General features: G+C 38.9%; 23 protein-coding genes. 13 read left to right on the top strand and 10 right to left on the bottom strand.

Annotated elements, in window-relative coordinates; genetic code table 11:
• Window positions 1-47 precede the first annotated feature (47 nt).
• The 4 genes from ATS72_RS16190 to ATS72_RS16175 form a co-directional block, all read right to left on the bottom strand.
• Window positions 48-377: a hypothetical protein gene (locus ATS72_RS16190; RefSeq protein ID WP_010556199.1), complete on the bottom strand. Its 330-nt coding sequence runs from the start codon at window positions 375-377 to the stop codon at window positions 48-50.
• Between the two features lie 76 nt (window positions 378-453).
• Window positions 454-1,155, bottom strand: coding sequence for a tRNA (adenosine(37)-N6)-threonylcarbamoyltransferase complex dimerization subunit type 1 TsaB (gene tsaB, locus ATS72_RS16185; protein ID WP_058429256.1), 702 nt, complete (start codon window positions 1,153-1,155; stop codon window positions 454-456).
• 9 nt (window positions 1,156-1,164) lie between these two features.
• Entirely contained in the window at window positions 1,165-3,081 is a 1,917-nt protein-coding gene (locus ATS72_RS16180; RefSeq protein WP_058429255.1) for an ATP-dependent DNA helicase, read from the bottom strand.
• Between the two features lie 129 nt (window positions 3,082-3,210).
• Window positions 3,211-3,834, bottom strand: coding sequence for a transglutaminase-like domain-containing protein (locus ATS72_RS16175; protein ID WP_058429254.1), 624 nt, complete (start codon window positions 3,832-3,834; stop codon window positions 3,211-3,213).
• Between the two features lie 196 nt (window positions 3,835-4,030).
• Between ATS72_RS16175 and ATS72_RS16170 the strand changes: the two genes are divergently transcribed.
• A complete protein-coding gene (locus ATS72_RS16170) occupies window positions 4,031-4,981 on the top strand; it encodes a GlxA family transcriptional regulator (protein WP_058429253.1) in 951 nt (316 codons plus the stop codon).
• 22 nt (window positions 4,982-5,003) lie between these two features.
• Here the strand turns inward: ATS72_RS16170 and ATS72_RS16165 are convergent, their stop codons facing one another.
• Window positions 5,004-5,252: a hypothetical protein gene (locus ATS72_RS16165; protein ID WP_058429252.1), complete on the bottom strand. Its 249-nt coding sequence runs from the start codon at window positions 5,250-5,252 to the stop codon at window positions 5,004-5,006.
• A 407-nt stretch (window positions 5,253-5,659) separates the two neighbouring features.
• On the opposite strand from ATS72_RS16165, the gene hisG reads away from it, so the two are divergent.
• The 11 genes from hisG (at window position 5,660) to ATS72_RS16110 (ending at window position 14,443) form a co-directional block, all read left to right on the top strand.
• Window positions 5,660-6,559, top strand: coding sequence for an ATP phosphoribosyltransferase (gene hisG, locus ATS72_RS16160; protein WP_008129142.1), 900 nt, complete (start codon window positions 5,660-5,662; stop codon window positions 6,557-6,559).
• A 5-nt stretch (window positions 6,560-6,564) separates the two neighbouring features.
• A complete protein-coding gene (gene hisD, locus ATS72_RS16155) occupies window positions 6,565-7,866 on the top strand; it encodes a histidinol dehydrogenase (protein WP_058429251.1) in 1,302 nt (433 codons plus the stop codon).
• Window positions 7,856-8,965: a histidinol-phosphate transaminase gene (gene hisC, locus ATS72_RS16150; RefSeq protein WP_008129147.1), complete on the top strand. Its 1,110-nt coding sequence runs from the start codon at window positions 7,856-7,858 to the stop codon at window positions 8,963-8,965. The genes hisD and hisC overlap by 11 nt, the downstream gene beginning before the upstream one ends.
• Window positions 8,962-10,023 carry a bifunctional histidinol-phosphatase/imidazoleglycerol-phosphate dehydratase HisB gene (gene hisB, locus ATS72_RS16145; RefSeq protein WP_006793446.1) on the top strand — a complete coding sequence of 354 codons (1,062 nt, stop codon included), beginning with the start codon at window positions 8,962-8,964 and terminating at the stop codon, window positions 10,021-10,023. The genes hisC and hisB overlap by 4 nt, the downstream gene beginning before the upstream one ends.
• On the top strand, window positions 10,020-10,610 hold the full coding sequence (gene hisH / locus ATS72_RS16140; protein WP_004586382.1) for an imidazole glycerol phosphate synthase subunit HisH: 591 nt from the start codon (window positions 10,020-10,022) through the stop codon (window positions 10,608-10,610). Before hisB ends, hisH begins: the two co-directional genes overlap by 4 nt.
• Window positions 10,611-10,643: 33 nt before the next feature.
• On the top strand, window positions 10,644-11,378 hold the full coding sequence (locus tag ATS72_RS16135; protein ID WP_004586383.1) for a 1-(5-phosphoribosyl)-5-[(5-phosphoribosylamino)methylideneamino] imidazole-4-carboxamide isomerase: 735 nt from the start codon (window positions 10,644-10,646) through the stop codon (window positions 11,376-11,378).
• The gene (gene hisF, locus ATS72_RS16130) at window positions 11,360-12,139 is read left to right on the top strand and encodes an imidazole glycerol phosphate synthase subunit HisF (protein ID WP_058429250.1); all 780 of its coding nucleotides are present in this window, start codon (window positions 11,360-11,362) and stop codon (window positions 12,137-12,139) included. Before ATS72_RS16135 ends, hisF begins: the two co-directional genes overlap by 19 nt.
• Window positions 12,130-12,744 carry a bifunctional phosphoribosyl-AMP cyclohydrolase/phosphoribosyl-ATP diphosphatase HisIE gene (gene hisIE / locus ATS72_RS16125; protein ID WP_006793442.1) on the top strand — a complete coding sequence of 205 codons (615 nt, stop codon included), beginning with the start codon at window positions 12,130-12,132 and terminating at the stop codon, window positions 12,742-12,744. Before hisF ends, hisIE begins: the two co-directional genes overlap by 10 nt.
• A 119-nt stretch (window positions 12,745-12,863) precedes the next feature.
• Window positions 12,864-13,394 carry a hypothetical protein gene (locus tag ATS72_RS16120; RefSeq protein ID WP_058429249.1) on the top strand — a complete coding sequence of 177 codons (531 nt, stop codon included), beginning with the start codon at window positions 12,864-12,866 and terminating at the stop codon, window positions 13,392-13,394.
• A 2-nt stretch (window positions 13,395-13,396) separates the two neighbouring features.
• On the top strand, window positions 13,397-13,582 hold the full coding sequence (locus tag ATS72_RS16115; RefSeq protein ID WP_006793440.1) for a DUF1289 domain-containing protein: 186 nt from the start codon (window positions 13,397-13,399) through the stop codon (window positions 13,580-13,582).
• A 63-nt stretch (window positions 13,583-13,645) separates the two neighbouring features.
• Entirely contained in the window at window positions 13,646-14,443 is a 798-nt protein-coding gene (locus ATS72_RS16110) for a glycosyltransferase family 25 protein (protein WP_058429248.1), read from the top strand.
• Here the strand turns inward: ATS72_RS16110 and ATS72_RS16105 are convergent.
• From ATS72_RS16105 to ATS72_RS16085, 5 genes are all read right to left on the bottom strand, one after another.
• Window positions 14,438-16,054, bottom strand: coding sequence for a M56 family metallopeptidase (locus ATS72_RS16105; protein WP_058429247.1), 1,617 nt, complete (start codon window positions 16,052-16,054; stop codon window positions 14,438-14,440). The two genes, ATS72_RS16110 and ATS72_RS16105, sit on opposite strands and share 6 nt — an antisense overlap.
• A gap of 11 nt (window positions 16,055-16,065) precedes the next feature.
• Window positions 16,066-16,446 (bottom strand): BlaI/MecI/CopY family transcriptional regulator, encoded by a 381-nt coding sequence (locus tag ATS72_RS16100; protein ID WP_039037384.1) that lies wholly within the window; start codon window positions 16,444-16,446, stop codon window positions 16,066-16,068.
• Between the two features lie 257 nt (window positions 16,447-16,703).
• On the bottom strand, window positions 16,704-17,975 hold the full coding sequence (locus ATS72_RS16095) for an O-acetylhomoserine aminocarboxypropyltransferase/cysteine synthase family protein (protein WP_058429246.1): 1,272 nt from the start codon (window positions 17,973-17,975) through the stop codon (window positions 16,704-16,706).
• Between the two features lie 430 nt (window positions 17,976-18,405).
• Window positions 18,406-20,493, bottom strand: a complete 2,088-nt coding sequence (locus ATS72_RS16090) for a sensor domain-containing protein (protein WP_058429245.1) — start codon at window positions 20,491-20,493, stop codon at window positions 18,406-18,408.
• A gap of 155 nt (window positions 20,494-20,648) precedes the next feature.
• Window positions 20,649-22,430, bottom strand: a complete 1,782-nt coding sequence (locus tag ATS72_RS16085; protein ID WP_058429244.1) for a M61 family metallopeptidase — start codon at window positions 22,428-22,430, stop codon at window positions 20,649-20,651.
• A 204-nt stretch (window positions 22,431-22,634) separates the two neighbouring features.
• Between ATS72_RS16085 and ATS72_RS16080 the strand changes: the two genes are divergently transcribed.
• Window positions 22,635-24,170 carry a GGDEF domain-containing protein gene (locus ATS72_RS16080; protein WP_058429243.1) on the top strand — a complete coding sequence of 512 codons (1,536 nt, stop codon included), beginning with the start codon at window positions 22,635-22,637 and terminating at the stop codon, window positions 24,168-24,170.
• The last annotated feature ends 38 nt before the right edge of the window (window positions 24,171-24,208 follow it).

Raw genomic sequence — 24,208 nt, 5'->3', positions numbered from 1 at the left:
AAAAAAACCGAACAATGTTCGGTTTTTTTATTAAAGGTTGATTACTTTTAAGCGTAAATATCTACCCCAATTAAATTTTGTACTTCAGCTCTGCGTTCTAAATTTGCAAACTCAGTATAGGTAGAAATGGCTTTGCTATTTTTTGCACTAGGCTGGTCGTAAATTGTTTGGCTGAAGTTATCACCCTTTGCGCTAGTTTTGAACAATCGATTAGCAAGCTCAACGCCCTCGGCACTGGTTTTTACATAATCAGTATTTGTTTTTTGAGCAGCAGCTTGATCTGCCAAACCTTGTGGTCTTGCAGTTACTCCCTTAGCAGGGATTACTCTACCAGGAATATCACCTGTAAAAAAACCTGAGCCAATAGGCAGCGTCATCACGCTTCTCCAACCTTAAACATAGCTAAAATTATGATTTAAAAACAATCAATTTGCAAATTAACGCGGTACTGTTTTATTCGCGCCCTGGTAACTTTTTCCATGTTACGGTATCACGAACGTACTTTGGTTGGGCATCACTTGCTTGAACGCCCTGGCCTGCAATAAATGCGGCATCAACAAAGGCAAGCATAAAACGTGCATCTGGTAATGTTATGTCTGTATTAATAGTGATGTTTCCAAAGTTTGCTAATGCATCAGGGTACGTTTTAAAACCTGTGCCTACTGCAACTGATGCTTCGTTACTCGTTATATACTCATTAGTTAAAAGTTCAGGTTTAATAACACACTCGTTATTAACTAATTCCATTAAACCATTATTTTCTTGGTATTGTGCAAAGTAAATTTCACCCATACGCGCATCTATACTTGGAAAAACAAGTGAGCTGTTGTTTTGCTCGTATGCTTGTTGCGCCATAACAGCCAATGTAGAAACACCTACCAATGGTAAATTAGTTGAGTACGCTAACCCTTGAGCTATAGCAACACTAATTCTTACTCCTGTAAAACTACCGGGCCCTTGGCCAAAACCAATAACATCCAGTTCTTTTAATTTACAATTTGCTTTGGCCAATAACTCATCAATCAAAGGTAGAATTTTTTGACTATGCTGCTGAGGGCACTCTTCAAAATGATGAAATGTCTCTCCCTTATAATGTAAAACAAGTGATAGTGCTTCTGTTGAAGCATCAAGGGCAAGAATATTACTTTTGATCATTTTATTACTCTAATTAATTTGTTGTAAAAATGTATTAGCGACTTCTAAGCTTCGCGTACGACGCATTGCAGGTAAGCTTTTTAAGAACACTTGACCATATTGGCGTGTTACTAATCTATTATCACATATAACAAGCACGCCTTTATCTTTGCTATCGCGAATTAATCGCCCTACACCTTGCTTTAAGGCAATAACTGCTTGTGGTAATTGGATATGTGCAAATGGGTCTTTTCCCTGCATTTGGCAATCCTGCATTTTAGCTTGCAACAAGGGGTCGTCTGGCGCTGCAAAAGGCAATTTATCTATAATAACACAGCTTAATGTACTGCCTCTCACATCTACCCCTTCCCAAAATGATGCCGTACCGAGTAGAACTGCATTACCATGGCGGGTAAATTTTTCTAAAATAATCCGCTTAGACATTTGCCCTTGCATATAAACGGGGTAGTCTATTTGCGTTGTGAGCCCCTCTGCAACTAAATGCATCATACGGTAACTTGTAAAAAGCACAAAACAGCGCCCTTGCGCTGATTTTATAAGCTCAAGGGTTAATTTTACAATAGCATGAGGCATATTATCAGCATGCGATTCTGGCAAGTATCTTGGCAAACACAATAATGCTTGGTTTGGGTAATCAAACGGGCTGTCAACCATCATGCTTTGTGCTGGTTTTAGCCCTAAGCTTGCATTAAAGTGGTCAAGCTTATTATCAACCGAAAGCGTTGCAGAGGTAAACACAAATGCAGCACCGGTGTCTTGCATCATTTGTGAAAATTTTGCCGATACATTTAACGGCGTAATATTTATAGTTAAAAAGCGCCGTGTTGTCTCATACCAGTAACTAAAACCAGTTTGTGCTGTATCAAAAACCCGCTCTAATTGACCTTTAAATACTAAAGCCCGTTCAAACGGGTGTTCTATTTTATCGCTTCTGTCTAAGCATAGCTTTAGTACTTGATAAACAAAGTCCAAATCGCTAATGACACGATGCAGTGCTGCACATATTTGCTTATCGCTAAGCTTTTCTCGCCAATCACCTCTACTGCCATCGACACCAAACTGCAAGCGTAAATCAGCTACACTGGTCTCTAATTTATTTAAGCTTTTACCAAGTTGTAACATATCAGGAATTTCAGCTCGGTATATCGCGCGTAAATCGTTAATTAAATCCACCAGCTTTTTAGTACTTACACTTTCACCAAAATAGTCGCTGGCAATTTCGCTAAGTTGGTGAGCTTCATCAAAAATATAAGCGTCGGCTGTGGGCATCAATTCAGCAAAGCCACTTTCTTTAACAGCCATATCTGCAAAAAATAAGTGATGATTAATAACAACAACGTCAGCTTCAGCAGCATTTAAACGCGCTTTTCGTATGTAACACTCTTGAAAGTCTGGACACTCTTTACCTAAACAATTATCTGCAGTGGAGTTCACATAAGGTAAAACTTTTGCGTCATCTTCTATACCAATACAATCAGCTAAATCGCCTGATTGTGTTTCACTTGCAAATTTAGCAACCATGGCAAGTTGATGCATAACATCGGGATCGTCTGTAGGCACATGCGCAACATGTTGATTTAGCCTGTAAGTACATAAGTAATTAGCGCGACCTTTTAGTAAAGCCGTTTTTTTTGTAGCACTGAGTGCCTTTACTAATTGAGGTAAATCACGATGATACAGTTGCTCTTGCAATGCTTTAGAGCCAGTAGAAATAATTGTTCTACCCTTAGACTTAAGCGCGGGTGCCAAGTAAGCGAACGTTTTGCCCGTACCTGTGCCGGCCTCAACAACGAGTTGGGAACTGTTTTTTAACGCTTGGGCAACTGCAACGGCCATATCAATTTGCGGTTGACGTGGTGTGTAGCCATCAAAAGATAACGCTAAGGGGCCGGTTGCACTAAACAATTGTTTGATAACAGCAATCACATTTTAAAAACAATAGCGCGATTTTACGTAAGGCTGTAACCAAGGGCAAGCAAATCCCCCTCCTAACAAAATATAAAAAATTAAAATTAAGTAATAAAGACTGCAAAAGGAGCAACCCATATAAAATATTTACTTACCAATATTTGAAAAATCGAGAGCTAAATGCGGGTAATAGTGATCACAACTTTTGTTAATAAGTGTCGTTGGCATTGCATCAAATTGCCCATGATCTTTTAAATACTCCATATGCTTTTCGCCGTCAGCAGTAAATTGATGAAATAAAGAGTGGTTTACTCCATCAAATTCTAATGGCTTTATACTAACGAGGTCACATAGCTCTTTATTAAAGGCAGGTGTCGATTTCACCCACTTTCCCTCAATAAACTGCTCTACATAAGCGTGCATTGTAAACACATCATTTTTTAGTAACTTGTCTAACTTAGGTGTACTTAAATGATTACGAACATCTGCCAAACCCAAGCGGGCAGGAATATTAATAGCTCGGCTCAATGCAATTTGTAATGATGCCTTTGGAATACAGTATGCTGCTTTATTGTCTAAGCAATAGTCACTACTAAGTGACTTTGCCCCATCTAAAAGTGTAAAAGGATCATATTTAATTCCATCTCTTACAAGATAATAAATTGAAATGGCCTTAGTGCGATCGTCATGGCCTTTAACATTTTTCAACCAGTTATTTATTTCACTGTGCTTTTGATTAAAATAAGCATCATTTTGTATATACTGCTGCAAACCATTCCCCTTTGTGACTCTGATTTTTATAAATTAAAATATTTGAAATGCATTTAATATGAAACAAAACAACTTTAAAACAATCACTTAAAAAAATAACCGCTATTTAAAGTAGGTTTTAATGTTACTTTTACAAAAATTAAAATAATATGTCTGCACGGGTACTTTTAACAGTCCGATTGGGCCAAATGAAATTATGAAAAATATAGCAATTATTGCCTACGAGGGATGCTGGGCAGTCAGCGTATTATTAGCTAAAGACTTTTTTACCATTGTTTCGTTACTTGACTCGCATTATTCATTACCTCAAAGTTATAACGTAGAAATAGTTACGACAGACGGTGCACCTATAACAAGCTCAAGTAATTCAATTGTTGTTGCCGATAATTCGCTTTCTGACAAACCGTATGATTTAGTGATTATTCCACCAATTGAGGGCTCTAAATTAAAGAGTATGCCCTCTAGCAGTATATTAATAATTGAATGGTTAATACCTAAAATCAATAGTAGTACGTCTATTCTCAGCTTAAGCACTGGTTCTTATTTTTTAGCCGCCACAGGCGAGTTAAATAAAACAGCCATTGCAACTCATTGGAGTTTGGTTAAACCATTGAGTAAACTATTTCCCGACTGCCAGTTTATTAATCATAAATCGTATTTAAAAATGGGAAGTATCTATACAACGGGCTCTTTTGAGGCGGGAATAAGTGTACTACTAGAAATAGTTGCAAAAGACAAAGGCGATCGCTTTTCCCAGCAATGTGCCACACATTTACTTATTTCTGACTCTGGTAAGTTAAATTTTGCATTACCAAAATATAGTAGCCACAGAGACGAAAAAATTAGTGAAGTGCAAGACTGGATTTATAATCACTCAAGCAGCGTAATCACAATCGTTGAGTTAGCAAAATACTTTAATTTTAGTGAGCGCAATTTAAAGAGGCGATTTACGCAAGTAACCGGTATATCAATAAATAGGTACGTGCAAGAAGTGAGAATAGACAAAGCCAAAAAACTATTACTATCTACAGATAAAACCGTAAACGAAATATCAATTAACGTAGGCTACGAAAACAGCAGCTTCTTCACCCGCCTATTTAAAAGAAACACAGGGCTAACACCCGCAAAGTGGCGTAAAAATGAATAATAAGTTTTAATTTTATGAGCATTTAGGCCCATGTGTCTAAATGCTCAATACCATCGTCATCTTTATTAACGCTTTTTTTATGGGTTGACGGTTGAGTCTCATCACTTAAACCGTTTAGTTTTTTCTTTTTCTGTAATTCTCTCTTTTTTTTGTTTTCAAGTTCTACTTTTTCACTCGCCGCGCTACTTTGCACACCTGCAATATGGAATGCCCCTTTAGTTTCAATTGACAGTCGCGTTATTCTACCCAAATAAGGGATCATCATATCCATTAATACATCCTTAAAGCCAAAGCCTCGTTGTGAGTGAAAATCAACCAATTGATATAATACAAACTAATGCGGTTACATCTATAGTATCGGCAGTTATAAGATATGCTTTAATTAAGCTTAAAAAACACTTGCCATAGTGGTGCATAATATGTTTTTATAATCGCGAAATTTATTAAAACAGATATTTGTTGAGCGTTACGTTAGTAACGAGCAGCACAAAGGAAATAAAATGCGCTTAAACCTGACAACAGTACATCATCACCACCATTCACCGGAATAACCTGTCAGGTCTTTCGCTGAGAGGTTATTCCTAAAAGGAACCTCTGGCGATTCAAAACACATTGATTCATTTTCGCCCTGAGGTTCCCCTCGGGGTTTTTAGTTTTTAAATTAAAGGAAAATGAATAATGAATAACACAAATCGTCTACGTATCGCTATCCAAAAAGGCGGACGCCTGTCTAAAGATTGTCAAGATTTACTAAAGCAACTAGGTGTTAAATTAAATCTACGTGAGCAACGCTTAATTGCACACTCAACTAATATGCCAATTGACGTACTTCGTGTGCGCGATGACGATATTCCGGGCTTAGTAATGGACGGTGTTTGTGATTTAGGTATTGTTGGCGAAAACGTACTAGTAGAAGTACAAGCAGAACGTGAACGCCAAGGTGTACCAAGCGAAGTTAGCAAACTAGCAAAACTAGACTTTGGTTACTGCCGCCTTGCACTTGCATGGCCACAAGAGCTTGGTCCACGTGATAAAAGCTGGTTTGAAGGCAAACGTATTGCAACAACCTACCCAGAAATTTTAACACAGTGGTTAAAGCGCGAAGGCATTAATGCAAGCACTGTAATGCTTACAGGCTCTGTAGAAGTAGCCCCACGTGCCGGTCTTTCTGATGCAATTTGTGATTTAGTTTCTACCGGTGCAACGCTTGAAGCGAACGGCTTGATTCAAGGTGATACAATTTTAGAATCAAACGCGTGTTTAATTCAAAATAAAGACCTGCAAGATGAAGACAAACTAGCGCTAATCAATAAGCTTATGCCGCGCCTTCGTGGTGTTAAACAGGCTAAAGAAAGCAAATACATTATGCTACACGCGCCAAAAACTAAACTTGATGAAATTTGCGAAATTTTACCAGGCTCTGGCCAACCTACTCTACTTGCACTTGCTGGTAACGAAGAGTACGTAGCGCTTCACATGGTAAGCAGCGAAACATTATTTTGGGAAACAATGGAGCAGCTTAAAGCCCTAGGCGCTAACTCTATTTTAGTAATGCCAATTGAAAAAATGATGGAGTAAGTACCATGCTTCGTTGGAATGAGGAATCTTCACAAGTACAAGCAGCGGCGCTAATGCGCCCTGCGGTTTCTGCCAGCGCAAAGGTTGAAGCTATATGCCAAACAATTATGAGCGATGTGAAAGAGCAAGGCGATAAAGCCTTACTTGATATGGCTAAAAAGTTTGATAATAGAGCTAACCCTCGTTTACGTGTACCGCTTGATGAAATAAACGCATCAGAGCAAGCACTAAGCGCAGAGCTTAAATACGCAATTGACACCGCTTATGCAAACGTTAAACGTTTTCACGAAGCGCAATTGCCTAAAGATATTAAGTTATCAACCCAACCTGGCGTTGTATGTGAACTGAAATATCAGGCCATCGAAGCTGTGGGTATTTATGTACCAGGTGGCAGTGCTCCACTGCCATCATCTGTTATTATGCAAGGTGTACTTGCACAATTAAGTGGTGCTAAAACCGTCGTACTTGCAACCCCTGTGCAAGGTGATGAAAGCATTAACCCTGCAATATTATATGCAGCTAAGTTATGTGGCATTACAACTTTAATTGAAAGTGGTGGCGCAGGTGCAATTGCAGCAATGGCCTACGGCACTGAATCAGTGCCTAAAGTGAACAAAATTTTTGGCCCAGGTAATAGCTTTGTAACGATGGCCAAACAGCTTGTTGCGCAAACAATTCCTGGTATGGCAATCGATATGCCAGCAGGCCCTTCTGAAGTACTAGTTATTGCAGATGAGCGTGCAAACCCAGAATTTATAGCGGCAGATTTACTCTCGCAAGCTGAGCACGGCGCAGACTCGCAAGTTATTTTATTGTGTAACAGCGAAAGTATCATTGAGCAAACGCAGCAGGCTCTTACACGTCAGCTTGTTAAATTAAGCCGCAAAGAGACAGCCGAGCAAGCTCTGGCTAATTCATCACTTATTTTAGTGGACTCTGTTGAGCAAGCATTTGACGTATCAGCGCAATATGGCCCTGAGCACTTAATTTTGCAATTAGCAGATTCAACACCTTACTTAGATAAAGTAAAAAATGCAGGCTCGGTATTTGTTGGCGACTACACGCCAGAATCAGCGGGCGATTACGCATCGGGTACTAACCACGTGTTACCTACCTACGGTTACAGTGCAACCTATTCAAGCTTAAACTTGCTTGATTTTTTCCGCACTTACACAGTACAAACTATAAGTAAAAGTGGCCTAACACAGCTGTCAAAAGCTATTTTACCACTAGCAGATGCAGAAGGCCTTGATGCACACGCAAATGCGGTTTCAATTCGTTTAGAGGCAATTAAAAATGAGCAATGAGAGCGCACAAGCGACTAGCTTATTACCACAAAATATTGCAGCCCTTGCTGCCTACAGCTCTGCTAAAAGTGAAAAGCTAACAGGGTCAACGTGGTTAAATGCCAATGAAAGCCCGTACGCTAAAAATATTGAACTGAGTATTGAAGATTTAAATCGCTACCCAGATCCACAACCGCAATTGGTTATTGACCGCTATGCTGCGTATGCAGAGCTTGAAAGCGAAAACGTATTAATGACGCGCGGCGCCGATGAAGGCATTGAGCTTTTAGTACGTACCTACTGCGAACCTGCAAAAGACAGCATTGCGTTATTTTTGCCAACCTACGGTATGTACAAAGTAACCGCTGATACGCATAACGTTGCAATCAATGGCTTAACCCAAGCGCTATTACTTGATGGCAGTGTTGATGAAATAGTTGAGGCAGTGGGCAGCTCAAAACTGGTGTTTATTTGTAACCCAAATAACCCAACTGGTAGCTTAACCCCCCTTGAAAAAGTAAAAGCACTGGCAACAGCGCTTGCCGGTAAAGCCTTAGTTATTGTTGATGAAGCCTATATTGAGTTTTGCCCTGAGCAAAGTGCTACAGCGCTGATTAACAAATATAGTAATGTAGTGGTACTGCGCACTTTATCTAAAGCGTTTGCGCTTGCAGGGCTAAGAACCGGTTTTACACTTGCACAAGAAAGTGTACTTGCACCTATTCGTAAAGTTATTGCGCCGTATCCGGTATCGGGCGTGGTAGCAAGTATTGCTGCACAAGCCATAGCGCCTGATGCAATTACATCAATGCGCCGCCAAGTGACTATTTTAAATAGTTTAAAGGCTAAGCTTGTCCAGTGGTTAAACGCATCCCCTGCTGCATTAAAAATTCTCACTGGTGAAGGTAACTTTGTTACCTTAAAATTAGCCGACAAAAACTACTTTAAAGTAGCACTTGAACAAGGCTTAGTGATGCGCGCGTTTACCCTATACGGTGAAGACGATTGGCTACGTATCTCCATTGGTAATGAGCAAGAACTTGAGCAAGTAAAAATTTGGTTAGATGGCCTTGATAAGCCAGCAACCTCACCTCTTTTATCAGGACAAGAAGTATCATGAGTAACCCCTATTTATTTATTGACCGTGACGGCACCATAATTGAAGAGCCAATCACCGACAAACAGGTAGACAGCCTAGAAAAATTAGCGTTTTTACCTGGTGTTATCCCGGCTTTATTACAGTTACAAGCCGCAGGGTACCGTTTAGTTATGGTATCGAATCAAGATGGCTTAGGCACAGACAGCTTCCCGACTGCTGACTTTGACATAGCCCAAGATAAAATGATGGACATAATGCAAAGCCAAGGCATTAGCTTTGACGAGGTATTAATTTGTCCACACTTTGACGAGCAAAACTGTGATTGCCGTAAACCTAAAACAGGTTTATTAACTGAACTTATGCGCTCTGGCAAAGTTGATTTAGCACGTTCATATGTAATTGGCGATCGCCAAACAGATATTGGCCTTGCACAAAACTTATGTTGTGAAGGCATTTTGTATGATGGCAGCTGGCCTGCCATTGTTACAAAGCTAACCACGGCCAATCGCGAAGGCCGTGTTACGCGTAACACCAAAGAAACCCAAATTGATGTAGCCATAAACCTAGATCAAACTAAAAACGGCAGCATTGAAACAGGCCTTGGCTTTTTTGATCATATGCTTGATCAAATTCGCACCCACGCCAACATTGGTTTAAACATTAAAGCGAAAGGCGATTTACACATAGACGAGCACCACCTTGTTGAAGACATAGGTATTGCCCTAGGTGTCGCGCTTAAACAAGCGCTTGGCACTAAATCGCAAATAGCGCGCTATGGTTTTGCACTGCCAATGGATGAGTGTAAAGCTGAAGCACAAATTGATTTATCGGGCCGCGCTTCATTTGTATTAAACGCTAACTTTAGCCGTGAAAAAGCAGGCGATTTAGACGTACAAATGGTGGAGCACTTTTTCAAAAGCTTAAGCGATAATGCCGCTATTAGCCTTATTTTATCGGTGAGCGACGGTAACTGTCATCACCAAGTAGAAGGCTTATTTAAAGCATTTTCACGTGCCCTTCGTATGGCAGTAGCACAAGACACGACCCAACAAACAGCCAGCTCTAAGGGATGTTTATGATTGCTATAATTAATACCGGGTGTGCCAATATAAATTCAGTTCGTTTTGCGTTTGAACGCTTAGGTCAAACGCCAACGGTCATTACCTCGCCAGAGCAATTAGCCGGCTTTGAGCGTGCTATATTACCAGGCGTTGGACATGCATCTGTTGCCATGAAGCGTTTAGTAGATAACGGCTGGCAACAAGCTATAAATGAATACCAGCGCCCTCTTATGGGTATTTGCTTAGGTATGCAGTTACTGTGCGAAAGCACCGAAGAAGGTAACGTTCAATGCTTAGGTAAAATACCAGGCCAAGTAAAAGCCCTTGATGTTGGCAATTTAACATCGCCGCATATGGGTTGGAATAACTTAAGCGTAAATAAAGAGCATGCACTCACAAAAGGCTTAACACAAGACGAGCAAGTGTACTTTGTACATAGCTTTGCGCACACCGTAAACGATGCAACACTTGTAAGCGGCGAATACGGCCAAACCTTTTCAGCCATAGTTGCAAAAGACAACTATGCTGGCATGCAGTTTCACCCAGAGCGCAGTGCAAAAGTAGGCACTCGTTTATTACAAAATTTTGTTGATTGGCAGTTATAAACGGCCCATTAACCAACAATAAAGAGATTATTTGTGATTATCCCAGCATTAGACGTATTACAAAATCAAATTGTTCGTTTATACCAAGGTAAGTACGACACTGCTCAGTTTTACCCTTTTGAGCTTGGCGCACGTTTAAAAGAATACGCCGATAGCGGCGCAGGTAAATTGCACCTTGTAGATTTAGAAGGCGCACGCGATCCAAGTAAAAAACAGTGGCAACATATACAAGCTGCAACTAAAGCGCTTAACGTACCGTACCAAGTGGGCGGCGGTATTCGCTCAGAGCAAGATGTAAGCGATTGGCTAAAAGCCGGCGCTAACCAAGTTGTTATTGGTTCTATGGCGGTAGAAAAACGCGAGCAAGTAAAAGCCTGGATTGAACAATTTGGCGCAGAGCACTTTGTTATTGCCCTTGATGTAAATAAAACAGCCACGGGCTGGGCTCCTGCAACCCATGGTTGGTTAAGTGAATCTGAGTTTGGTTTACTTGAGCTTGTAGATTTTTATGTAAGCTTGGGCGTTATTGACTTTTTATGCACGGACATCAGTAAAGATGGCACCATGACTGGCCCATCGTTTGAGCTTTACGAAGATTTAACTCGCCATAACAGCAGCATTAAAGTGCAAGCTTCGGGTGGCGTAAGTTCACTTGATGACATTAAAAAGCTTAAAGAGCTTGGTGTAGGTGGCGTTATTTTAGGTAAGTCACTACTTGATGGCGCATTTAGTGTTGAGGAGGCGTTGGCATGTTATCAAAACGCATAATCCCGTGTTTAGATGTAAAAGACGGCCAAGTAGTAAAAGGCGTTAAATTTAAAGGCCACGAAATAGTGGGCGATATTTTAACAATGGCAAAAGCATACAGCGATGCCGGCGCCGATGAACTGGTTTTTTATGAAATCAGCGCAAGTGTTGAAAAACGCCTACTTGATGTAAATTGGGTAGAGAGCATTGCCCGCCACATCGATATTCCATTTTGTGTGGCTGGCGGTATTAAATCGGTAGCCGATGCAGCACGTGTACTAGAGCGTGGCGCTGACAAAATAAGTATTAACAGCCCTGCTATTGCCCGCCCTGAGCTTATAAAAGAGCTACACGATGAATTTGGTAAGCAATGTGTTGTTGTAGGTATTGATAGCTTTTACGATGAAGTGACCGGCGAGTATTTAGTGTATCAATTAACCGGCGATCCTAATGCATCAAGCCGTACACGTTACAAAACCGAGGAATGGGTTAAACGCGTACAAGACTTAGGCGCAGGCGAAATTGTTTTAAACTGTATGAACCAAGATGGCGTACGTAACGGTTACGACAATGAACAGCTAAGTAAAATGCGCGCATTGTGTAATATTCCTTTAATCGCATCAGGCGGTGCAGGCAGCATGCAAGACTTTGTTGATGTATTTAAACTAAGCGAAGTCGATGGCGCATTAGCAGCAAGCGTTTTTCACAAAAATGTGATTAACATTGGCGAATTAAAACAATTTTTAACTGATAACCAAGTGGCAGCAAGACTATGCAAGTAACACAACAAAACCAAACTCAAGTAGATTTTGCTAAAAGCGAAATGATCCCTGCGATTGTTCAAGATGCTCGCTCTGGTGTTATTTTAATGCAAGGCTTTATGAACAGCGAAGCACTAAAAGCGACGCTTGAAAGTAACAAAGTAACCTTTTACTCGCGTTCAAAGTCACGTTTATGGACCAAAGGTGAGTCATCAGAAAACTACTTAAACGTAGTATCGGTGCATACCGATTGTGACTACGACTCAATTTTAGTACTGGCTAACCCAGAAGGCCCAACATGTCACTTAGGCACACAAAGCTGCTTTGGTGATGATGCAAAACCTAGCCTAAGCTTTTTAGCACAATTAGAAGATGTGATTGTTGAGCGTAAAAATGATGACCCAGCAAAAAGCTACACCGCTTCATTATTTGCTAAAGACTTAAGCCGTAGCTGTCAAAAAGTGGGCGAAGAAGGCGTAGAAGTAGCGCTTGCCGCAATGAAACACGATAACGATGAGCTTACTAACGAATCGGCTGATTTAATTTATCATCTTACTGTATTACTACAACGCCAAGGCTTAGCCCTAGAAGACGTTGTAAAATGCCTACAAGGTCGCCATAAATAGCGCCTGCTAAAGTAAATTAAAAAGAGGCTCATATTTTATGGGCCTTTTTATTTTCCCTTTTAGTTGAATAAATGATGTGTGTTATAGTGCATGGCTCAATTTATCGGTTACTGTGAACTATGAAAAACTATATTATCCTTCTTATTATCGTGTTTATTTTAGCGGGCTGTACAAGCAAAACTAATCAGACTACAACCAAAGCTACTACAACGAATCAGTCTGTAAAAACCACAGTCACATCCGATGAATGTAGCAGCATAAATAAACTAATAAATGGTTATGAGTTTGGTTTTAATTCAATCAAAACAGATAATGTGAATAACCCGTTTTCAAACCAATGGCATACTAATACTCATATCATTGGATCTTCCTGTACAATTACTTTAAATAAGTCTGAGCAAGTAAGTTACCAATGCCAAACACCTGTTAAAGCGCAAACGCATGCAGTAAATTCGCATCAAACACTTGCTGAACAGTTACGCCAATGCCTATCAAAAACAGGTTGGTTTGAAAGCCAAAAAGAAACAGCCAGTTCAATTTACAACACCTTTGTACTTGATACTAAAAATCCGGTTATTACACTGTCTACAAATCAAGAAGGTAATGGGTTTTCTACTCGCTTTGAAATTGCTCCACCGTTAGGATTTTAATAATGCGAAAAACGAATAAAAACACATCTAAATTAAAAAGCGACTGTTTAGGCATATGTGAACGTCGCAGCGGTTATTGCACTGGGTGCGGTCGAACTAATGAAGAAATATTTGATTGGATCATTCTCTCTCAAGAAGAAAAAAACGCCATTTTAGCACAGCCGCGAGCTGACTTAAAAAATCCATAAATTTGCCATTTGCGTGTAACAGCCCCTCTTTAGTATTGCTGAAAACGCTAGGGGGTGAACATCATGGCGGCATTATTTGTAATAAACTTAGCGCGCTCAACGCAGCGACTCGCAAATACTCAAACGCAACTGGCACGTGTTAGCTTGCCTTTTGAACGTATTGATGCCGTAGATGGCGCACAATTGAGTACACTACAAAAGTACCTACATTACAGCCCGCAATTGAATAAACAACAGTATCACTATCCGCTAAGCAATGGCCAAATTGGCTGCTATTTAAGCCACCGTAAAGCATGGCAAAAAATAGTTGATGAGAAATTAAAATACGCGATTGTGCTAGAGGATGATTTTTATATTGATGACAGCATTCATAATGCGATAAAAAATATTGAGCAGCTACAGCAGCCCTGGCAGCTTATTAAACTTGCAGCCTATGAAAACCGCACACGCCCTATCGCCTATCAGCAAAAATTAAATAACCACCAGCAGTTAGTCATACATAAAAAACTAATGACCGGCTGCTGCGCCACAGCAATAAGCTATGAAGGCGCTAAGCGATTACTTAAAGCCACAGCTCAATTTGGCCGCCCTGTAGATTGCGACTTACAACATATTTGGGAAACCCACGTAAATGGTTTTTCGCTTATGCCATACCCTGTTTCACAAAATACCGACATACAGAGCGATATTGCAACCTGCGCTACTAAAACCAAGGTTAAAAAAGCTTTTTTGAGGCGTAAAGCACAACAAATTAAAAGCTGTATCTTTAATAAGGTTTATACCAGCGCCTTTGTAAAAAAATTTAAACATAATGAAAAAGGAGCCTCAAAGGCTCCAAGTTTAATTACTCAACGCTTATAACATCCTTAAAAGCTGAGAACCTGGTATGCCAGTTTGCGGTAATAACGCAGGGGTAACTGCAAATACTTCTGGGATTTTACTACTGATTTCGTTCATTTTTTTGCGGTTATTTTGTTTATCATAAACATAGTATTTAAGGATATTTCCGTATACATCATTTTTTGCATCTACCTGCTCTAGAGTTTTTAAAGCCTTATCGTAATCAGCAAGGTAAATGTATGCCAGTGCTAAGTTATCAGCAGATCCAACATGTAGTTTCCCTCCAAGCTGTTTTGATAAATCTTCAAGCTCTACAACTGCAAGCTCATAACGCCCTAGTTGTATATACGCGGTTGCTAGTGAATTTTTTAAAAAGTAAGGCGGGTTATTACCAGGCTCATACCATTTTTCGTAAGCACTCAATATATCTTCATATTGCTCGAGTTTAGAGTAAACGTGATTTAGCAGCCTAAAGCTTTGTAGTTTGATTTCAGCTTCTTCAAAACCAGCAAGTTTATCTCTATTTAAGTGCCATTGTTGAATGCCTTGCGCAGCTTGGGTTAACAGTTCAGAGTTATCACTTTTTGCCCCTGCTGCACTTTTAAGAAGTTGTGCAAGTTGTTGATTATAAGCTTCACTTTTTACAGGTACCTGAGAAGTTTTACTACTTTGCTGTTTACTACTCGTATTACCATCTACAATTTGCGCTGCAGCTAAAGCACTAAAAGACATTGCCGCCGCGACCATAACCAAATATTTACTTTTCATTGTTTTTTCCTTGTTTAACATTTTGATCCTCTGAATATTAAAGCTCTTAGAATGAGCAATATTCAAAAGTGGGGGGGTAAAAAAGTTGTTTTTACTTATAACGTTTTGCTTTTTAAGTAATAAGCTGGCTAAATCTAATTGGTATTTATCTTTTAGCTTTTGCATACACAACTCGTCACAGCTCAGTTCAAGTTGTTCTCGCGCTAAACCAGTTAACTTTAAGCAGATAGGATTCCACCATAAAACGCTTTCTATAAAACAAATAAGCCACGTCCAATAAATATCACCTTGTTGTAAATGGGTTGCCTCGTGCTGAATGACTGAATCTAATTCTTCACGATTTATCATCGTCGACTCTAACCAAATAACAGGCTTTATTAATCCGGTAGCAAAAGCTGGCTCCGTATGGGTTGTTAGCCTAATTGGATACTGATTGTTGATGTGTTTAAGTTCAGGACTTGGCTTTGAGTTAATGTATAGATTTTTTATAAGCTTTACATATAAGCCCATGCGTAATAAAAACAATCCAAAACCGGCTAAAACTAAAACCATAAAAACATTACTAAGTGATGGCAATAAGTCCCATATACCCATATCGCTTTGTAATTCGTCCTTAGTTGCTACTTGTTCAGCGTTTGGTATTAATGCTTTAACATCGGGAATTAATTGCGCCACGTTGAATGTGTAACGATTTGTCCCTTCAAATAACGGTAGCTGGGAAAAGTACTGCCAAGGGACAAACCAACATGCCAAGGCAATCATTAAAATGTAAAAGTTTAATCGTGCAGGGGCATTTTTTAATCCTTTTACTGTAAGTAAAATACATAAGCTAATAAGCGTGCAAGTTAGTAAATAATCCGTCATTACCCTCTCCTTTAATCTAACTTCTTATTTTTTAAAAGCGTTTGTAAGTATTCTATATCTTCATCATTTAACTTTTCTTCTTTGATAAAGTGGGCAATTAAACTACGAGAATTACCTTTAAAAAATCTTTGCATAAAACTAGGCATAGCTTGCTCCGATAACGTGTCTTGAGTCACGATTGTTCTAAATACGATAGCTCGCCCTTCAAGCCCACAGCGCTCTATAGCACCTTTTTGCTCTAGCCTATCAACAATGGTTTTAACCGTTGTATAAGCTACTTTTTTATCTTTTTGTTTATCTGATAAAAGTACTTTATGTAGTTGACTCGCAGTACAGGGTTCTTCCTGCCAGAGCAGCTGCATAATATCCATTTCAAAATCACTAAGTTTCATTGTCGCTCCTATTACTACATTTGTAGTTGTACTGTTACAAATGTAGTAGTAAGTAATCTAAGTGTCAATACAAAATTGTCATATGAATAAAAAATAAACGGTAGAAATATAAAGCCCTTAGGAAGGTTTTATAATAAAGGCCTATAATACAAGGAGGTATGTTTATTAATTGATTTTAGAAAAACATAAAAAACAAGAGTATATTTTCAACTAACGCTTTTTATGTTTTAAGCTTTTTATGACAGGCTGTGAGGTAACTATGCTTTATCGAGCGCTTGGCTTACATCCGCAATTATGTCAGCAATGTTTTCAATACCGACTGAAAGGCGAATTAAATCACGGCTCACACCTGCGCTTGCAAGCTCTTCATCATTTAATTGGCGGTGTGTGGTTGACGCTGGGTGACAAGCCAGCGATTTAGCATCGCCAATATTAACTAAACGCAGGATCATATTTAGCGCATCAATAAAACGCGTGCCTGCATCAAGTCCGCCCGCGATACCAAAACTTAAAATGCCTGAGGCCTTACCACTGGTAATTTTTTTACTCATTGCGTTATAAGGGCTTGATGTTAAACCCGCGTAATTAACCCAAAGCACTTTAGAGTGATTTTCTAAATACTCAGCCAATTGCTGCGCGTTTTCACAGTGGCGATCCATTCTTAAGCCTAAGGTTTCAAGGCCGATTAGAATGTCAGATGCGTTTTTAGGGGCAAGCGCTGCACCAGTATTTCTAAGTGGCACTACTCTACAACGCCCAATAAAGGCTGCTTCAACAAAGGCTTCGGTATAAACAACATTGTGATACGACGGATCGGGCTCATTCATCATTGCAAAGCGTGTGGCATTGGCTTTCCAATCAAACTTACCTGAATCAACAATCATACCGCCAATAGCTGTACCGTGTCCGTTTATATACTTTGTCAGTGAATGAACTACTATATCGGCACCTAACTCAAATGGGCGGCATAAATACGGTGTAGCCACAGTATTATCAACAATAAGTGGGACACCTTTGCCATGAGCAATCTTAGCTAAACGCTCAATATCAACAATATTACCTGCCGGGTTACCAATGGACTCACAAAATACTGCGCGGGTATTATCATCAATCGCGTCTTCAAAGGCGCTAAAATCATCAGCTTTAATCATGCGTGCTTCAATACCTTGGCGGGGTAATGTATGGGCAAATAAGTTATATGTACCGCCATATACTTGACTGGTGCTGACAATATTAGTGCCTACTTCACACAAGCATTGAATCGCATAGGTAATAGCTGCCATGCCCGAGGCTACCGCTAGCGCGCCAATGCCCCCTTCCATAGCAGCAATACGCTGTTCAAGCACGGCATTAGTAGGGTTCATTATGCGGGTGTAAATATTACCTGGTACTTTTAAGTCGAATAAATCAGCACCGTGTTGCGTGTTATCAAACGTGTAAGATGAGGTATTATAAATAGGTACTGCTGCTGATTTCGTGGTTTCTTCAGACTCGTAACCATGGTGCAGTGCTAATGACTCTAATTTCATAATTAATTCCTTTGGTAAATTATTAAAACATACCACTTAAGGGTAATTAAATGCACGTAAAAATATAAACCAAAAGTTAAGGAATAATATAATCAATAAAGGCGCAATTTAAGATTAAACTAGTTAATTTTATTTTAGAGTGCCTGCCAGCTAATACTAGAGCATGAACTAAACTTGTTAATTCTTATTGTCTATTAAATTATCACCTCAATACATAGCAGACGCTGAATGTGAAGTGCTAATATAACTCGACCGATTTAAGAGCCATGGCACAGTAAAAACCCAACAAATACGCCTTCATGCTGCTGTATATGGAAGTAATAAATTAAACGAAGTCTTAAATCGATTTATGTTTGAATTAGAAAACCATTTAAAAAATGTTATTTAAACACGGTAGTTACATCGCACCCGTTACAAGGTTTACTGCAAGTTAACTATAAAAACGTATCGAAAAATCAATGAGGTCCTGCTCAGGTATTGGTTTACTAAAGTAATATCCTTGAGCTAGATCGCAACCAAGTTCTTTTAATATTGTGAGTTGTTCTTTTGTTTCTACGCCTTCAGCGACAACTTTTAACCCTAAACCATGTGACATGGCAATTGTTGCTTCTACTAAACTGTAATCCTCATTATTTTTTGTAATCCCATTTATAAAACCACGGTCTATTTTTAGTACATTAAACGGGTACTTCCTTAAATAACTTAACGAGGAATAACCTGTGCCAAAATCATCCATTGACAATATAACACCTAAATTTTTTATATCGTTTAATGTGTCAGTAATGCTGGACTCTCCACTCATTAAAACACCTTCTGTAATTTCAAGTTCAAGACTTTGAGGTTCAATGTTCGCATTTGATAACGATGTTTTGATAAAGTTGAACAGGCTCAGGTCTTTAAATTGGCTAGGAGATAAATTTACTGCAATTGAAAAATTTCTGTTGAGCTGTTCTACGTTCTTCCATCGATTGAGTAAACTAAGTGACTCTTTAATAACAAACTCACCAATAGATATGATCACGCCTGTTTTCTCTGCAATAGGGATAAACTCATCTGGTGCCACACTGCCTAGTACAGGGTTTAGCCACCTGAGTAATGCTTCTGCCCCTATAATTTCGTTCTTTTTAACATCAAATTGCGGTTGGTAATAAAGAATGAATTCATTGCGCTGCAATGCACCTCGCATTTGCTCTTCTATTGTTAAGCGTCGTTGGATTACAGTATTCATTTGATTAGTAAAAAACGAGTATGTATTTCGACCCAGAGCTTTGGCTTGATACATTGCCGTGTCGGCGTTTCTTAATAAGTCAGACACAGATTTTCCGTTATCTGGAAACATTGCTACCCCAATGCTAATTGTTAACATTAACTCTCGCCCCTCAATTGTGAAAGGTTCTCGAAAATTTTGCAGGAGTTTTTCGGCAATACCCACAGCATTTTGTTGAGTGGAAATTCCTTTTGACAAAATAATGAATTCGTCGCCACCTAAGCGACCAATTGTGTCAGCTTTTCTTAATGCCCTTTGTAAACGATTGGCTGTTTCAATTAAAACTTTATCGCCTGCTTCATGACCTAGTGAATCGTTAATTTTTTTAAAATCATCTAAATCTAAGAAAAATACCGCTGCTTTTTCATCATTACGAGTCGCCTCAACTGTTAACTGTGATAAACGGTCAAGAGCGAGTAAACGGTTTGGTAATTGTGTAAGGCTATCGAAATAAGCTTGTTTACGAATGAGTTGCTCTGATTGGTGTTGTTCGGTTATATCTCGAATAATTATCATTATTTGGTCGTATTTTAAAACTTTGTTAATTCTTGCTTCAAAATACACCTGCCCTTGAGGAACGGACAGCTCATATTTAAACGTTACAATTTCATCTTGTTCAATTGCTTTTTCTATGTAAACTTCAAACTTTTTAGCAACACTCTTCGGTAAAATATCAAGCATATTATTACCAACAAATTGGTCAGGGGAGACATAGAGGGCATCTTGATTATTAGCATGGTAATCGATAATTATTCCGTTATAGTCCATTAAAAAAAGCAAATCTGGGATTGCTTCAAAAATGGTTTTTAGCATTTGTTCTTTAAATGTGGCAATGGCTTGGGCTTTTTTTACATCCGACAAATTAATGTCTATACAATACATTTGCTTGTTTTTAAATTCATTTTCAAACATTGCGTGGCTTGAATAAACGTATACATCAGTTCCATTTTTATGTTTAAGTAATATTTCTGCAGCAGGGATTGCTACGCCTTCATTGATCCACTTTGTATGAGCCTCAATTACCATGTCTCTCATAGGGGCTGGTACTATTAATTCTTCTAGCTTCTTTCCAAGTGCTTCCTCTTGTTTATAGCCATAAAGGAGTTCACTTCCTTTGTTCCAATACACAACTCGTCTTTGATCATCATAACCTTGCACTGAGATTGAATTAACACTTTCAAATAATTGGTGCAATGAATCGTTAGTTACAAACTGTTTAGATAATTGATTCACAATTGAGTTGGCAGTCATGCTGTGACTATCTCCTTTAAAATTTCCTTATTTTATAATAGAAGTTAATTGTTGAATTTCCATACACATATATTTAAAAAATAAGCTTAGGTTTATTTTTAATTGTTGGAACAATAAAAAAGGAGCCTTAGCTCCTTTTTTATTATTTTTAAATGCTATTTAGTATCATTGGGGTGCTCAACACCCATCCAAGCTTTGAAAAGGGCTTTTTGTTTCTCACTTGCTTGTAAATTAGCAGTTAACTTTTTAGGTTTATCAAACTTTTCAGTTAATACTAATGTGAGGCTTTGTAGTGCATCACGACGAATAAAGTCAATAACCACTTTATCTCCAGGTTTAAACGTCTCAAGGCTAGACTTTAAATCTTTACCAACATGGAGCTTATTAATAGCTACAATTTTATCGTTAGTTGTTAAGCCTGCTTTCCACGCGCTACCACCGCGTTGAACATGCGTTAATGTTAAAAGCTGGCCGGTATTTTTAGCCACTGCGTCTATGCTGGCAATAGCCTTAGCACCTTTCGGTCGCTCTAAAGTCAAACCTACTTTATTAAGCAACTCGTCAAAATTAATATTTGCAGGTGAGTCCACATGCCCTTCCCACCAGTCTGAATAATCGAGACCTGTCAGGTTTTGTAAAATGCTTAGTACGTCTTTTTCATCAAAGCCCGCTGGTAGCTTATGATTGTTATATAGTGCTTTATGCACATCACGGTAACTTACTTTACCCGCTGTTTTTTCTAGTAAGTCAATATCAAGTACCATTGATAACAATGAGCCTTCTGAATATATGTTGGTACTGTAGTTGCGTCCGTGATCCCCACCTTGGTTAATCCATTTATCAAAACTCGTTTCACTGGCACTTTGAACTTCTCTGCCTGGTGTTTGTAAGTGTCGATTTATGGTTTTTGTTAGGCCTTTAAAAAACTCATCTGTCGTTTCAATGCCTGAACGCACTAATAAATGATCCTCAAAGTAGCTTGTTGAGCCTTCTGCAATCCAAAGTAATTTTGAGTAATTCATATTGGTGTAATCGTAAGGTACCAATCCATTTGGACGATATGCTTTTACATTCCAAGTATGAATAAATTCATGAGCTGCTGTGCTTATGAAACCTAAATAATCTTCACGAGAGCCAAATCGATCACGCGGCCTTTGAATTATGGTCGAATTTAAATGCTCGGTTGCACCACCAGCGCCAGAAGTAGCATGCACCATAAATACATACCGCTCATATGGGTAACTATCCCAAATTACATTACCGGTTGTTACTAGCTTTTTAAGATCACGCAGCATTAATTCAACGTCGTAGTTACCCTCTCCCCAAATAACTAATTCGTACTCACGTCCATCAACGTTAAATGAGTGAAGTTGGTTAGTACCTGTTTCGATAGGCGAGTCCACAAGCACATCGTAATTAGCTGCCTTGAACGAATGAGTGGAATCTAAATTATCCATTCCAGATACTGAACGCCACTGTTTCGGAACATCTAAATTAACCGTTACAGGCTCTTGTCGAAATGATTCGCTAAACATAAAAAAGCCAGAAGCGTCTATAAAAGCGTGGCTATCATCAATATGGCGAGCACGTTTACCAAGCTCGTTTGCATAGACCTGATACCCTACACTTACTTCTGTTGGTGTATCAATGTGAACACGCCATGTGCTGTGATCAATTTTTTCCCACTTTAAAGGATTACCCTCTTTATCTGTTGGGTTAAAGTAACGTACGCCATTGGCAAGATTTAGTATTTCATAACGGCCGGTGCGCCAAGAAGGTAATTTAATATCAAGATGGGCTTGTGCTGATTTAGGGAATTGAACGCGCACATCACCAAGATGGTGTTGGGGCTCGTCAATACTCAATGAATAGTTAACATCTGCAAATGCAGATGCAGATAACGCAGCACAAATTGATAAAACTAATAACTTTTTCATAGAAACCTAATTAAGACCTTAATTGTGCTCAAGGTTAACAAGCGTACATTTAAATGTGAATTAAAAGCGATAAACACTCATGTATACGAGTTTGTACGCACTAGGTTAATAAAATTATAGAGTTTTTACCGAGATAACTACACTTAATATAAATTTGTTGTAGACTTAGAATAATAAAATTACAAATCATGGTGGCTTGCCTAGGTGTCAGAAAAATCTACTGCTACAGAGAAAAAACTTAAACAAGCAATTGGTGCGCGCATGGCACTTGAAGACGCGCGAAAACATCAAGTAGACACCCTCTCTATTTTCTCATCTAAACTATCTTTAGCCTGTAAGGGTCTAGACACGGAGCTTGATAACAGACTTGCTAACTTTAGAAGCGCATTAAATAAAGGCGTTGGTTTTGACGATTTATCCCCTTTAATCGACGAAACAATAGAGCTGTTAAAAAAGCAAGAAGCCATACAACTATCGCAGCAACGTGACCTGCAAGAAAGTGTTTTATCTGCTGGCAGACAACTACAAAAAACCAAAGGCTTGCCAGAGGGTACACGCCGCTCGTTAAGAAACTTACTTGATCACGAAATGAATAACGTCCACTCCACTCATGACTTTATTCCGCTACTAGAAAAATTAATAAGCTTTTATCATCAGGCGTTAAACACAAAGCTACGTGCTGATAGCAATATTAGCTGTGAGGCCACGCCTGCACTAGCGCAAAAGCTGCTTGAACTCGCTAACGATTTAGTTCTTGAAGATGAAGCAACTGTAGAAATTAAACGTATTAAGAGCATTATATCTGAAAGCGATAATTTAGGGTCTTTGCTCGATACGGCCATAAATATAATTACTGTTGTTGTTAAAAATATAAATAAAGAACGAGAATCAGCGCAAAGCTTTTTATCGTCGCTTAACCAAACAATTGAAGAACTACACAAATCAATAGTCGCTACAAGTAAGCACTCAACCTCAATGGGGACTGAGTTTGAAAACCTAAATAAAAGTATTAAAAGTAAAATAGAAAGCTTAAACGAAAAAACACAATCTGCGACTTCTATTTCATCATTAAAAGAGCTTGTTGATAATGAGTTAAAGTCGTTAACTCAAGACTTTATGGCAAAAGAAAAACTAGAACGCGAAGACAGAGAAATACTTGTATCTAGTTTTAGTGAGATTAATGGCCGTATTGGCACGCTTGAGACAAAGCTTACCAAATACAAAAAACGCTTAAACGATCAACGTTTTAAAAGCCTGCTGGACGGGTTAACAAAATTACCTAATAGAGCCGCTTTTGACGAACGCTACAATCACGAAATGCATTTATTTAATGTTCAGCAATCAAATGTTACGCTGGTCGTTATCGATGTTGACCACTTTAAGTCAATAAACGATAGGTTTGGCCACACAGCTGGCGATATAACGTTGCAAGTTATTGCAAAAGCATTACAAAAGTCGATACGAAAATCTGATTTTATAGCACGATATGGCGGTGAAGAATTTGTGCTATTAATGAGCGAAACCACTGTTGATAATGCAGTTGCACCGCTTGAAAAACTCAGAAAGGTTATAAAAAGTATCCCGTTTAAATTTAAAGACAAGCAAATTGAAATAACTATCTCCGTAGGCGCTACGCAATTAAAAAAAGGTGATACGCCAATTAAAGCTTTTGATAGAGCCGATGACGCTCTGTATGAAGCCAAAAATTCAGGTAGAGACCGCCTTTGTATAAGTAAATAATGTCATTCGATTATAAATATTGTAAATGTATGACTCAG

Origin of the sequence: Pseudoalteromonas sp. 13-15 (assembly GCF_001468205.2) — a bacterium.
Classification (GTDB): Bacteria; Pseudomonadota; Gammaproteobacteria; order Enterobacterales; family Alteromonadaceae; genus Pseudoalteromonas; species Pseudoalteromonas marina.
The sequence above is the reverse complement of the archived record's forward strand: the minus strand, read 5'-3'. Positions and strand labels throughout refer to the sequence as shown.

What these genes read in the sequence shown, in the direction of transcription:
- hisD (WP_058429251.1), top strand. Translation starts at nt 6,565, where the DNA reads ATGCTTCGTTGGAATGAGGAATCTTCACAAGTACAAGCAGCGGCGCTA.
- ATS72_RS16165 (WP_058429252.1), bottom strand. Translation starts at nt 5,252, where the DNA reads ATGGATATGATGATCCCTTATTTGGGTAGAATAACGCGACTGTCAATT.
- ATS72_RS16105 (WP_058429247.1), bottom strand. Translation starts at nt 16,054, where the DNA reads ATGACGGATTATTTACTAACTTGCACGCTTATTAGCTTATGTATTTTA.
- hisG (WP_008129142.1), top strand. Translation starts at nt 5,660, where the DNA reads ATGAATAACACAAATCGTCTACGTATCGCTATCCAAAAAGGCGGACGC.
- hisB (WP_006793446.1), top strand. Translation starts at nt 8,962, where the DNA reads ATGAGTAACCCCTATTTATTTATTGACCGTGACGGCACCATAATTGAA.
- ATS72_RS16090 (WP_058429245.1), bottom strand. Translation starts at nt 20,493, where the DNA reads ATGACTGCCAACTCAATTGTGAATCAATTATCTAAACAGTTTGTAACT.
- ATS72_RS16190 (WP_010556199.1), bottom strand. Translation starts at nt 377, where the DNA reads ATGACGCTGCCTATTGGCTCAGGTTTTTTTACAGGTGATATTCCTGGT.
- tsaB (WP_058429256.1), bottom strand. Translation starts at nt 1,155, where the DNA reads ATGATCAAAAGTAATATTCTTGCCCTTGATGCTTCAACAGAAGCACTA.
- ATS72_RS16115 (WP_006793440.1), top strand. Translation starts at nt 13,397, where the DNA reads ATGCGAAAAACGAATAAAAACACATCTAAATTAAAAAGCGACTGTTTA.
- ATS72_RS16095 (WP_058429246.1), bottom strand. Translation starts at nt 17,975, where the DNA reads ATGAAATTAGAGTCATTAGCACTGCACCATGGTTACGAGTCTGAAGAA.
- ATS72_RS16100 (WP_039037384.1), bottom strand. Translation starts at nt 16,446, where the DNA reads ATGAAACTTAGTGATTTTGAAATGGATATTATGCAGCTGCTCTGGCAG.
- hisH (WP_004586382.1), top strand. Translation starts at nt 10,020, where the DNA reads ATGATTGCTATAATTAATACCGGGTGTGCCAATATAAATTCAGTTCGT.
- ATS72_RS16110 (WP_058429248.1), top strand. Translation starts at nt 13,646, where the DNA reads ATGGCGGCATTATTTGTAATAAACTTAGCGCGCTCAACGCAGCGACTC.
- hisF (WP_058429250.1), top strand. Translation starts at nt 11,360, where the DNA reads ATGTTATCAAAACGCATAATCCCGTGTTTAGATGTAAAAGACGGCCAA.
- hisC (WP_008129147.1), top strand. Translation starts at nt 7,856, where the DNA reads ATGAGCAATGAGAGCGCACAAGCGACTAGCTTATTACCACAAAATATT.
- hisIE (WP_006793442.1), top strand. Translation starts at nt 12,130, where the DNA reads ATGCAAGTAACACAACAAAACCAAACTCAAGTAGATTTTGCTAAAAGC.
- ATS72_RS16170 (WP_058429253.1), top strand. Translation starts at nt 4,031, where the DNA reads ATGAAAAATATAGCAATTATTGCCTACGAGGGATGCTGGGCAGTCAGC.
- ATS72_RS16085 (WP_058429244.1), bottom strand. Translation starts at nt 22,430, where the DNA reads ATGAAAAAGTTATTAGTTTTATCAATTTGTGCTGCGTTATCTGCATCT.
- ATS72_RS16120 (WP_058429249.1), top strand. Translation starts at nt 12,864, where the DNA reads ATGAAAAACTATATTATCCTTCTTATTATCGTGTTTATTTTAGCGGGC.